The organism is Streptococcus taonis (genome assembly GCF_029948085.1).
Classification (GTDB): domain Bacteria; phylum Bacillota; class Bacilli; order Lactobacillales; family Streptococcaceae; genus Streptococcus; species Streptococcus taonis.
Genome location: NZ_JARZZP010000001.1, coordinates 146,316 through 158,326 on the forward strand (window position 1 = coordinate 146,316; position 12,011 = coordinate 158,326).

9 protein-coding genes are annotated in these 12,011 nt (G+C 37.7%); 1 reads left to right on the forward strand and 8 read right to left on the reverse strand.

Annotated features, from left to right (window positions below; translation table 11 throughout):
• The first annotated feature begins 33 nt into the window (after positions 1 to 33).
• Positions 34 to 654 (forward strand): TVP38/TMEM64 family protein, encoded by a 621-nt coding sequence (locus QEZ38_RS00655; protein WP_281334666.1) that lies wholly within the window; start codon positions 34 to 36, stop codon positions 652 to 654.
• 262 nt (positions 655 to 916) lie between these two features.
• Here the strand turns inward: QEZ38_RS00655 and QEZ38_RS00660 are convergent.
• The 8 genes from QEZ38_RS00660 to QEZ38_RS00695 all read right to left on the reverse strand — a co-directional run bounded on the left by QEZ38_RS00660 (position 917) and on the right by QEZ38_RS00695 (position 12,003).
• Positions 917 to 1,764, reverse strand: a protein-coding gene (locus tag QEZ38_RS00660) for an IS630 family transposase (protein ID WP_281334705.1) whose coding sequence is annotated in 2 segments (ribosomal slippage) — positions 917 to 1,446 and positions 1,446 to 1,764 — 849 coding nt in all. Because the reading frame shifts where the segments join, the coding sequence is not laid out codon by codon here.
• Positions 1,765 to 1,837: 73 nt separating this feature from the next.
• Entirely contained in the window at positions 1,838 to 2,992 is a 1,155-nt protein-coding gene (locus tag QEZ38_RS00665; protein ID WP_281334667.1) for an MFS transporter, read from the reverse strand.
• Positions 2,993 to 3,229: 237 nt separating this feature from the next.
• Positions 3,230 to 4,156, reverse strand: coding sequence for a permease-like cell division protein FtsX (gene ftsX / locus QEZ38_RS00670; protein ID WP_075232086.1), 927 nt, complete (start codon positions 4,154 to 4,156; stop codon positions 3,230 to 3,232).
• Positions 4,149 to 4,841 carry a cell division ATP-binding protein FtsE gene (ftsE, locus tag QEZ38_RS00675; protein ID WP_049548597.1) on the reverse strand — a complete coding sequence of 231 codons (693 nt, stop codon included), beginning with the start codon at positions 4,839 to 4,841 and terminating at the stop codon, positions 4,149 to 4,151. The genes ftsX and ftsE overlap by 8 nt, the downstream gene beginning before the upstream one ends.
• Before the next feature lie 15 nt (positions 4,842 to 4,856).
• Positions 4,857 to 5,952, reverse strand: a protein-coding gene (prfB, locus tag QEZ38_RS00680) for a peptide chain release factor 2 (protein ID WP_148131633.1) whose coding sequence is annotated in 2 segments (ribosomal slippage) — positions 4,857 to 5,879 and positions 5,881 to 5,952 — 1,095 coding nt in all. Because the reading frame shifts where the segments join, the coding sequence is not laid out codon by codon here.
• 284 nt (positions 5,953 to 6,236) lie between these two features.
• A complete protein-coding gene (locus QEZ38_RS00685; RefSeq protein ID WP_281334668.1) occupies positions 6,237 to 8,951 on the reverse strand; it encodes an MBL fold metallo-hydrolase in 2,715 nt (904 codons plus the stop codon).
• A gap of 39 nt (positions 8,952 to 8,990) precedes the next feature.
• Positions 8,991 to 9,803, reverse strand: coding sequence for a LicD family protein (locus QEZ38_RS00690; RefSeq protein WP_153224956.1), 813 nt, complete (start codon positions 9,801 to 9,803; stop codon positions 8,991 to 8,993).
• Positions 9,804 to 9,846: 43 nt separating this feature from the next.
• On the reverse strand, positions 9,847 to 12,003 hold the full coding sequence (locus QEZ38_RS00695) for a LicD family protein (protein WP_281334669.1): 2,157 nt from the start codon (positions 12,001 to 12,003) through the stop codon (positions 9,847 to 9,849).
• Positions 12,004 to 12,011 lie beyond the last annotated feature (8 nt).

Sequence of the window (12,011 nt, forward strand, 5' to 3'; positions counted from 1 at the left end):
ATAGTAGAATCATACTACACAAGAGGAGTTTACATGTCACACGATAAACAAATGAAAGCTGTTTCTCCCCTTCTACAGCAAGCAATTAATATTTCTTCCATCATCGGTGGAGTTGGTACTTTGATTTTCTGTATCTGGGCCTATCAGGCTGGAGTCTTGCATTCCAAGGAAACCCTATCTGCCTTTATCCAACAGGCCGGTATCTGGGGACCTCCACTCTTTATCTTTTTACAGATTTTACAGACGGTGGTTCCTATCATTCCTGGTGCTCTAACCTCTGTGGCAGGTGTCTTTATCTACGGTCACATTATTGGAACTATTTATAACTATATTGGAATCGTTATTGGTTGCGCCATTATCTTTTACCTGGTTCGCCTCTACGGAGCACCCTTTGTTCAGTCTGTCGTCAGCAAGCGTACCTATGATAAGTACATCGGTTGGTTAGACAAGGGTAATCGCTTTGATCGCTTCTTTATCTTTATGATGATTTGGCCAGTTAGTCCAGCGGACTTTCTCTGTATGCTGGCAGCTCTAACCAAGATGAGCTTCAAGCGTTACATGACCATTATCGTCCTGACCAAGCCCTTTACCCTGGTCGTTTACACATACGGCTTGACCTACATCATTGATTACTTTTGGCAAATGTTCGCCTGATCACTAAAAAAGTTGATCAAAAACTCAATTTTATACTCAATGAAAATCAAAGAGCAAACTAGGAAACTAGCCGCAGGTTGCTCAAAGAACTGCTTTGAGGTTGTGGATAGAACTGACGAAGTCAGTAACATATATACGGCAAGGCGACGTTGACGCAGTTTGAATTTGATTTCGAAGAGTATTATCAGAAAATGAAAAAAATAAAACGCATAGTATCAAGGTTTTTCAACACCTGATAGTATGCGTTTTTCTGATTTTATAGTCAATTGAAACAAGAATAAGACAAAAGAGCCTCGAAAAAAGTATTACAACTTGGTAATACCTTTTTGAGGTGCTTTTTGATATGAGCCCATGTTTTCTCAATAGGATTGTACTCAGGTGAGTAGGGAGGAAGTGGTAAAAGTTTATGCCCAAATTCTTCACATAAGAGCTCTAGTTTACCCATTCTATGGAATCTTGCATTATCCATAATAATAACTGATGGTGTGTTTAATGTTGGTAAGAGAAACTTCTGAAACCAAGCTTCAAAAAAGTCGCTCGTCATCGTCTCTTCGTAAGTCATTGGAGCGATTAACTCACCATTTGTTAGCCCTGCAACCAAAGAAATCCTCTGATATCTTCTTCCAGATATTTTACCTCTTATTAACTGACCTTTTAATGAGCGACCATATTCTCGATAAAAATAAGTATCGAATCCTGTTTCATCAATATAAACAGGTGCTAGATGCTTTAAACTATTAAAATTTTTAAGAAATAAGGCTACTTTTCCTGGGTCTTGTTCAAAGTAGGTGTGGTTCTTTTTTTTCGAGTGTAGCCCATAGCTTTAAGAGCATAGTGGATAGTAGTTGGATGACAGTCAAATTCAGCAGCTATCTCAGTCAAATAAGCATCTGGATTGTCAGTAAGATAGTTTTTAAGTCTATCTCTATCAACTTTTCTTGGTTTTGTTCCTTTTACTTGATGATTTAGGTCCCCTGTTTTCTCTTTTAGATTTAACCAGCCATAAATGGTATTACGTGAGATTTGGAAAACGTGTGACGCTTCTGTTATACTGCCTGTTCGCTCACAATAAGCGAGAACTTTTTTACGAAAATCTATTGAATATGCCATAAGAAGATTATACCACATTATGTACTATTTTGGGTTCAATTGACTATAATAACTTTTTGCCCAACCTCTTTTTTTAACCTTCTTTTTTCAATAGGAGAGAAACAAGGACTGATGTCGCAATCATCCATGCTCCTAGAATGATAAAGGTCATTCGACCATTCGTTGTTACTAAGCCAATTCCTGAAAGAACAAATGGTGTTAAGGAGGCACCAAAACTACATCCCAAAACAGCATAGGAAGTTGCTTTGTTAAGGAGCTTTGCTGGGATTCTTTCAGATATCAATTGAAAGACAGTCGTCAGAGCGATGCTGTAGGCGAATCCTCCTAAGACCGAACCTGCAACGACTACCCAGAGAGAAGGGGAAAGAGCAATGATGATTTGCCCAATACCAAAGGTTACACCCGCAATCAATAACAATTTTTCCTTAAAGGCAGAGATGAGAAAAGAAAAGCTAATTCCCGCCAGAATCCCAATCAACTGCATGGCACTGAGTACCAGACTAGACAACTGAGCATCTCCAAAGCCTGCCTCAATCATGAGACTAGGAATACGGAAGGTAATGGCTGTATTGGTACATACAATGACTGCTGCTCCGACAGCTAGGAAGAAAATCAGCTGTAGCATGGAGCGAGTTAGTTTCGCTACTTCTTCTGTCTTTTGCTTGGACTCATGAACTTCTTCTTTGTTATAAGGGACAAAGAGAAGGAAGAGTACAAGAACCACTAAACCTGCTGCATAGGCTAGGAAGGTTGCAGTCCATCCAAAGGCCAAGAGTTGACCAACTGCCAGAGTCAAGATAGAGGCTCCCACTACCTCAGCTGACCCACGAAAACCCAGCATCTGGATACGAGTCTTACCATGGTAGCGTTCACTGATGATAGAGATGGCCTTGGCGTTTAGCATCCCCACTCCAATCCCAAAGAGAAGACGAGTGGCAAAAACAAAGTAGTATCCCTGATACCAGAAGGGAGCTGTTCCGCTGATTGACAAGATCAAAAGTCCCAAGGTCAACTGGAAGCGTTCAGGGAAAATACGCTCAAGAACACCATTTAAGAGGAGCATGGCCATAATCCCAAAGGATGGAAGACTGACTAGAAGTTCAACCTGACCAGTCGAATAGCCCTGATAATAATCAAACATGGCTGGTAGGGCACTTGATATAGAAAATGATGTGATCAATACTAACGACAGGGAAAGTATACTCACTTTTTCCAAAAATTGTTTCATTTTATCCTCATTCATTATTTATGTTAAGTCAAAAGAGCTAGATATTACTCTAGAGATAAAAGATTTCTTTCATCTAGTCCCTATAACTCTTTTAGCAAAAAGGTCCTTTCCTATCATACACTGTTTCCCAAAAATTGGCAAGCAACTGCTTTCTAAGTTCAACATAAAAAGTAGGACCATCCGACTCGGTGAAGCCTGATGAATCCTACTTTTATAGATTTTAGTAAACTATCTTACTTAGATTTTCAAGAATCGGCGCATTGAGATTCCTGAACCAAGTGAACCGATACAGATTCCAATGAGGAACAAAAGACCGATCATCAATGGAATAAAAGCATCTGGGGTAATCAGAGATAGATTTTGTCCAACCAAAGATGGGTTAACTGATTGGTAGACTCGGTTATAGATAAAGTAAACCATGATTGATGGAATAGTTGCTCCTAATAGCCCAATGAAGGCACCTTCTAGCAAGAATGGCCCACGAATGTAGCTATTTTTAGCACCAACCAAACGCATGATTTGAATTTCACGACTACGTGAAATGATAGTGATACGAATGGTATTTGAGATCAAGAAGACTGCGATGAAAATCAAGAGTCCTGCAATGACCAATCCCCAAACACGGATGAAGGAAGCCAACTTGAAGAGACGCTCCGTATTGGCACCACCGTCTTGAACCTCAGAAACTCCTTCGATTTTCTTAGCTTCTTCAGCGACTGGTTTCACATCACTTGGTGAATTGGTATCTACGATGTAGGCATCATGAAGTGGATTGGCATCTCCTTCAAAAACCTTCCAATCGTCACCCATGGTTTCAGTCAGCTTTTGGTACTGCTCTTCTTTACTTGAGAAGGTTACACTTTTAACAGCTGGCATAGCCTTGAGAGCATCATAAACCTTGTGGTAGTCATTATTAGTGACTGTCTGGCCTTCTTTGACAATGGTTTCACTATTGTCTTCAATATCTTTACGGACATAAACCATGACGCGGACGTTGTTTTCGATATCCGTTGCCAATTTTGCAGTATTAAAAATAACTGAGGCAAAAATAGCAACCAAGGTCAAGGTAATCATGACCGAACTGACAGCAGCAATGGTCATCCACCCATTACGCTTTAAACTCTTTAAAGCTTCGAACAAGTGGCGGAAAAATCTACTAATCATCGTATCCGTACTCTCCTTTCGCTTCGTCACGAACCACACGACCATTCTCGATGGCAATGACACGGTGGCGCAAGGTATTTACGATTTGGCTGTTGTGGGTAGCCATCAAAACAGTCGTACCTTGGAGATTGATGCGCTCCAAGAGGTTCATGATTTCCCATGAGTTATCTGGGTCCAAGTTACCTGTTGGTTCGTCGGCAATCAAAACCTTAGGATTGTTTACGATAGCACGCGCAATGGCGATACGTTGTTGCTCACCACCTGACAATTCATTAGGGAATGAACGAACCTTATGCTTCAAGCCGACAAGATCCAAAACTTCCATAACACGTTTTTTGATATTGCGACGGCTTTCACCGACAACCTCCATTGCGTAAGCAATGTTCTCATAAACGGTTTTCTTTGGCAAGAGTTTGTAATCCTGAAAGACAACTCCAACACTTCGACGAAGAAGCGGAATATCTTTCTTTTTAATCTTAACAAGATTAAAACCTGCAACTTGCAAACTTCCTTTTTCAACTTTAACTTCACGGTACAAGGCACGGATAAAAGTTGACTTACCTGCACCCGAAGGACCTACGATATAGGCAAATTCTCCTGGTTCAATTTTCACAGAGACGCCACGTAGGGCTGTTGTCCCGTTGTCATACTTTTTGACAACATCTCTCATTTCAATGATCGACATGTGACTTCCTTTCTTTTAACTAATACGCCATTTTAGATAAGCATCGATGAAACCATCTAAGTCCCCATCCATGACCTTATCTACCTGCGCAACTTCAAAACTGGTACGGTGGTCTTTCACCATGGTATAAGGGGTGAATACATAGGAGCGAATCTGGCTTCCCCATGTGATTTCTTTCTTGTCCCCCTTAAGGGCATCTACCTCAGCAGCTTTCTTTTCCTGCTCCATCTGATAGAGTTTTGCCTGGAGCATCTTCATCGCACGGTCACGGTTTCCGTACTGAGTACGGTCAACGGTTGATGCAACGACAATCCCTGTCGGAATGTGGGTCAAACGGACACCTGTTGAAACCTTGTTGACGTTCTGTCCACCTGCTCCACCTGAGCGGAAAGTATCCATCTTGATATCATCTTCTCGAATATCAACTTCAATAGTATCATCCAACTCTGGCATAACTTCTACAGAAGTAAAGGAGGTGTGACGACGCTTAGCTGAGTCAAATGGTGAGATACGTACCAGACGGTGAACTCCCATCTCTGACTTGAGAAGTCCATAAGCATTTGGACCTTCAAAAGACAAGGTCACTGACTTAATACCTGCTTCATCACCTGCTTGATAATCCAAGACTTCAACCTTGAAACCTTTGGCGTTCCCATAACGAGTGTACATACGAAGAAGCATATCGCCCCAGTCTTGGGCTTCTGTTCCACCAGATCCTGGGTGAATCTCTAAAATAGCATTATTATGATCATAAGGCTCTGACAAGAGTAGAGTCATCTCGTAGCTAGTCATCATCTGATCTAGCTCAGCTAACTTCTCCACCAACTCATCCTTAACAGACTCATCCTCTGCTAAAAAGTCTAGTAAGATTTCAGCTTCATCCTGCAACTCCTCCATCTTATGGAAAGTATTGTAGGTGTTTTTTAGTTCATTTAATTCTTGCGACGTTTTTTGGGCCGCAATATTATCGTTCCAAAAATCAGGTTCTGTCATTTTGTTTTCCAAAATGGCAATTTCTTCTTCTAACCCTTCGAGGTCAAAGAGACCCCCTAAAAGAAGCTAATTTTTCACGATTGGCGTCAATTTTTTGACGAATTTCTGAAATGTCCATATATACTCCTTTTTTGTATCGTTTTATTATACCATAATTTTTCTTATTTATCTAATCGGTGTTTTTTAAAATTTCTTATCAAAATATTTCTATTTGAAGACGAGAGAGCTATTCTCAATCATTTAGTGTGTGAGAAATCGAAAAACATCTCAGAGCTGATCAAGTTTCTTGTCCAAAAAACATTGATTGATTCTCTGAGATGTATATAAATACTATTTTAAAAGAAAAGTATCTGACAGGTCTGAACACAGCACCTAATCAACTTTCTAGCAAAGCAACTAAGATTATTCTTTATCTGCCTTCAAAGTCTGTTTTGTTTCAGCAGCTTCATCTTTTTCATTGTCTTCTGCTGAATGCTTCTCTTTCTCAACTGGCTTATCAGAATCCTTCTTAGGTTCTTCTTGACTTCCCTGAACTTCTACTTTATCAGGATTCAAGCTCCAAATGCCATCTTGATTGACCTTGTAGCCATCAGGTGTTGTCCCATTTCTCAATAAGGAACCATCTGCTTGGAAATAATACCAGTTGCCATTCAGTTGTTTCCAACCAGTCTCCATAGCACCACTTGCATTGAGATAATAACGAGTGCCATCGACATCTAGAAAACCTGTTGCCATGACACCATCATCAGGTTTGAGATAGTACCAAAGCCCTTTATCTTTGAACCAACCTGTCTTCATGGCCCCACTTTCTGTAAAGTAGTAATATTGGTTATCTAGCAATTTCCAACCAGTCTCCATAGCGCCGCTTGCATTGAGGTAATAACGAGTGCCATCAATTTCTTGAAGACCTGTTGCCATGACACCATCATCAGGTTTGAGATAGTACCAACGGTCCTTATCTTTGAGCCAACCTGTTTTCATAGCTCCACTACTTGTGAAATAACTATAATGATTGTCAAACCATTTCCAGCCTGTCTGCATGGCTCCACTTGCATTAAGGTAATAACGAGTGCCATCAATTTCTTGAAGACCGGTTAGCATGATACCATCTTTATCTAGATAGTACCAAAGGTCCTTATCTTTGAGCCAACCTGTTTTCATAGCTCCACTGCTTGTGAAATAACTATAATGATTGTCAAACCATTTCCAGCCTATCTGCATTGCTCCACTTGCATTGAGATAATAACGAGTGCCATCAATCTCTTGAAGACCGGTTAGCATGATACCATCTTTATCTAGATAGTACCAAGTATCCTTATCCTTGATCCAACCTGTTTTCATAGCTCCAGAACTTGCAAAATAGTTCCAATGACCTTCAATCATGGCCCAACCAGTTTGCATAGCACCACTTGCATTGAGGTAATAACGAGTGTCATCAATCTCTTGAAGACCCGTTAGCATGACACCATCTTTATCTAGATAATACCAAGTGTCACCATCCTTAATCCAGCCTGTTTTCATCGCTCCAGAACCTGCAAAATAATTCCAATGACCTTCAATCATGGCCCAACCAGTTTGCATGATCCCATTATTATCAAAATAGTAGGTTAGTCCATTGATTTTCTTCAAGCCCACTGTTCGAAGACCATCTTCATCATAATAATACCAGTTTGAACCTAGCTTTTGCCAGCTTGAAGCTGTCCCTTCTGTTTGCAAAGCACCGCTACTTGCAAAGAGCATCTTCTTACCTTTGAAGACTTGTAAACCAGTAAGCATTTTACCATCTGTATCAAACAGATACTTTTGCCCACCAATTTCAGCTAATTCATTGTATCGTCTTGCACCATTCGACTGAATATAGTACCAAGTATTATCATGATAGAACCAACCACCAATATGCATTTTACCATCTGTATTAAGATAATACCAGTCGCCGTCACTATGTGGATCCCAGCCGTCATTTACATGCACCCATCTACCAGACTGCATTTGACCTTTTCCATTAAAGAAATATGTTGCTCCAGAAATTTCTTTCCAACCGATAGCCATCTGACCATCTTTCAAACGATATTTCCAATGGCCATCTTCTTGATACCATTTCTCATCAACAGTAGGAATATTTGGAAAATCCCCTGAAACGTTTGTAAATCCTTTATCACTAATATCAAACACAGTCGCATCCTGAGTTTGACTAGATGCGTGAATCACTTGGATATTTTTCTTTTGAAGATAGTCTCTCGTTGAAGCGAGGTTAATATCTCCTCCAGTTGTTTGGATGACCATACTAGGAGAGAGATGGTCTATAAATCCAATTGTATTAGAAATCTTGGCATCGTAGTGATGATTCCATTTCATCATATCCACTTTTCCAATAACAGGTCCTAATTTATCTTCAGCTCCCTCAGCATTATCCAAATCACCACCAAGATAAATTCTTTTTCCTGCTACAGTCACTACTGCAACAATTGAATTGGAATTATCATCAAGAACTCTTTTTAGGTTTCCATCAGCATCATATTCATTTTTATAATTATAAAGTTGAATATCCATATCCCCAAATTTAAAATGGCTATCTTCATCCTTTATGTCTTGAATAAGTTTAACTCCCTTGTTCTGTGCAGCGCGGAGAGCATTATCGTAATTGAAAAGATTATCCCACAATCCCCAAGTACTTGTAATTCGTTTATCAGAATATTTTTTCAAATAAAATTTATCAACCTGATAACGATTAAGAATTTCATCTGCTCCACCTATATGGTCACTATGAACATGAGTTCCTAGTATAAAATCCAATTTCTTTACACCTAACTGATCAAGGTGGCGAATCAAACGATCTTCCATGACCTGATAATTTCGAATGGATATCCCCCAGCGAATTGGATAGCGTGGATCCGAACCATCCGGGAAATCATAATCTTCTCCCATATCAATCAAGGCATAATGACCATTACTTTCTAGTAGGATAGCATCACTTCCAGATTTAGCTTTTGTATTGATAAAATGGATTCGATTCCCTGCACCTGCTGAGATAGTATCTGCATTGACTGTCGGTGCTTGAATGATTGATGCCGCTAAGAACAAGGCACTAAATAATATTGATTTTTTAATAGATTTCATAATACATCAAACTTTCTCTATTTCTTCTAGACTTTTTCGTTAATCAATCCAATAATTCTTATCTCCTCCTGGAACTTGTTGCTCAATAGGGGGTGGAGTCATATAGTTTTCTCCAAATTCATAAACAAGTATTTCATGGTATTTTCTAGGAGCCTTTACTACGATGTTTTCGTATGGTAGATCAATCAGATCATAGAGCCATTCTTTTTTGATTCCCTCTGGAAAGCTAGGATCAAATATCGTACAAGCAAGATACTTAGATTGATCTAAACTATATTTCAAAGCCAGATTCTCTAGTTTTTGATTCCAAGTTTGTGGGGAACTTAGTTGAAAAATAGCTGACCCAATGTAGCGAGGTAGATTTTTAAGTCCCCCATTCTCAGACTTAATCCCCTTAAAATTTAAAGAAGAGAGGCGAATAAGATATTGGTAGAGTTTCATTTTTTTACGGTCACTTTTCTCTGTTGCAACACCATCATACGGAAATACATCAACACAGGTTCCTAACACAACCGTAGAATCTCTAAGATTGGCATCTCTACGTGTTCTTATATCATAGACTCTCATATAACTATATGGATAGCCCTTTGTTTCTCTAAAGGAAATCATTTTATAGTATGGATGATTTTCATTTTTTAAAACCTTATAAAGTTTTTCAAATTCATCCCGAGCTAAGGAAATATCTGTATCATCATCCCAAGGAATAAAACCTTGGTGACGTACAGCTCCTAGCAAGGTTCCAAAATCGATGAAATACTTAATATCATGTTTTTCACAGATTTTATGTAAATACTCTAGAATATCAAGTTCTACTTGCTTGATTTCTTCTAAGCTTAAAATTCTCTCAGACATCTTTGTCACTCCTAATTTTTGCTCTTTTCTAAGACGAAAAAAATTATCCATTCTCTATAATTTTCCATAGTTTGAAATCATGGTGAGAAACTTGTTGCTCTACTGGTGGCAACTGCATGTAGTCCCCATAATCTGAAGTGAGAATTTCATGGTAGTGGTTTGGTATCATGAATTCCTTACCTTCAAAATTGCCAGTTTCAACATTTTCTAACCATTCGCGTTTCCAAACAGGTTTATTCATATCTTTATAAATAAGGTAGTCTACTTGTTCATAATCCTCTACTTTTCTAGATTTTGCTAATTCATCGATTTGAGAAACATACTTATTTGTGTTTGTGAAATAAAAGATCATAACAGAAATATAGCGAATCATTGAATTGACTACACTTTTAGTATTCGTAATTCCTTTGAAAGTATAACAACTTAATTGACGTTTTTTAATGATTTTGGTCATTTTATCCTTAAACGCCTGATCATCTTCATAACCATCTACAGGGAAAATATCTACATAGATCCCCATATTCGAATCAATTCGCACATCCTCCTCGACTAGATAGGTCTGATTATCTTTGATCTTCATGAAAGGATAAACATAATTGATATTATTTTTATAAGACATGAGTTCATATCGTTCATCTGGATGTGCAATCAGATAATCTTGTAATTTTTCATAATCATCTCGAAGCATACAAATATCCATATCGTCGTCCCAAGGAATAAAACCTTTATGACGAACTGCCCCAATTAGACTACCATAAGCTAAGAAATATTTGGCACCAATTTTCTGACAAACTTCATGAATGTACTCCATAATTCCTAATTCCATTTTTTGAATTTCGGAAATATCTGTTACTTCCTCATAACGGATATTTTTTTCTTTCAAACAAATCGTTAAACCATAACCAATTACTAACCAGAAAATTATGTTGATAAAATTTGTGGAGTAGATGATCTGACTTTCAAATAATTGACCAAATAGAATCCCAAAAAATAGAATTATAATTAATTTTTCATCATTTTTCTTAGTCACAACTAAATAAGTTATAAAACGTAAACTTACATAAGCGATTATGAGTATGAAAGAAATGAGTCCTAATAATCCAGAACTTACAAAAATTGTAATCAATATATTATGGAAATTACCACCAATTAGTGAATTTTGAATTTCAAATTTGCTAAAGTACTCTGTATAATAATCAGTGACGTTTCGAACACCATATCCAAATAATGGTTTTGCACTTCCCATTTTAATAGCATTTTCCCAAATATAAGTACGTCCGCTTGGAGTTGTTTCGATTAGGTGAAGTTCACCATTTTTCTTAGCTACGTCCGAATCTGTCTCAGAATAAGACTCACCTTTATTTAAGTCAATGACTGTTGCCTTAGCAGCTAAAATATATACTGAAGTTACATAACTAATACCAATATTGCTAGCTACAATTAAGGTACCAGCAACCAGAAATGTGAGACATTTTTTCAGTAGATTTCCTCTGGCAATAAAAAGCGAATAAAATCCCAGCATTAAAACGGCTGATAATAAGGCACCTCTACTTTGCATAGCCGCAAAATTTAGAAATTGAATTACATTATTTATCTTCAGATAAATCGAGTACTTACTTCCTTTGTGGATGAGATACAAAGCAAAAACAATACTAATATAAGAAAAAATAGCACTTGCATTTGGGTTAACAACTCCCCATAAACGACCATTCATAACACCATAATAATAGGAGTGTTCTCCAATTTTAAATAATATTAAAATTCTAAATATTAAAAGAACAAAGGCAAATATAGCAGAGAAAAAAGAAACAAATTGAACCGTTCCAGCAATCAAGCGAATTAACTTCTTAAGATATTCTGAATTCACCATAGTAAATAGCAAAATGTAGGCTATCATAAAGAAGATTTCAATCATATTCCCAAGCAAGTGACCCGAACGATTAACCACTGTTGCTACTAGATGACTACCTGCTAAGAGTCCAAATAAACCTAGATATTTCTTATCAATTTCTATTCGTTTCCAATTTAAAAATAAGGTTAAACAAATACAAAGAACAACAATTGCTGATAATCCTTTATAAATAGGACTTGTTACTTTATACACTAGGGAACTCATGCTTAAAATCGAAATAAAAACAAATAGATATGAAATCCAAAATTTTGATTTTTCAAAGCATTCATTCGTTTTTGAAAAATTCATCTTCAACT

What these genes read in the sequence shown, in the direction of transcription:
- QEZ38_RS00655 (WP_281334666.1), top strand. Translation starts at nt 34, where the DNA reads ATGTCACACGATAAACAAATGAAAGCTGTTTCTCCCCTTCTACAGCAA.
- QEZ38_RS00665 (WP_281334667.1), bottom strand. Translation starts at nt 2,992, where the DNA reads ATGAAACAATTTTTGGAAAAAGTGAGTATACTTTCCCTGTCGTTAGTA.
- ftsX (WP_075232086.1), bottom strand. Translation starts at nt 4,156, where the DNA reads ATGATTAGTAGATTTTTCCGCCACTTGTTCGAAGCTTTAAAGAGTTTA.
- ftsE (WP_049548597.1), bottom strand. Translation starts at nt 4,841, where the DNA reads ATGTCGATCATTGAAATGAGAGATGTTGTCAAAAAGTATGACAACGGG.
- QEZ38_RS00685 (WP_281334668.1), bottom strand. Translation starts at nt 8,951, where the DNA reads ATGAAATCTATTAAAAAATCAATATTATTTAGTGCCTTGTTCTTAGCG.
- QEZ38_RS00690 (WP_153224956.1), bottom strand. Translation starts at nt 9,803, where the DNA reads ATGTCTGAGAGAATTTTAAGCTTAGAAGAAATCAAGCAAGTAGAACTT.
- QEZ38_RS00695 (WP_281334669.1), bottom strand. Translation starts at nt 12,003, where the DNA reads ATGAATTTTTCAAAAACGAATGAATGCTTTGAAAAATCAAAATTTTGG.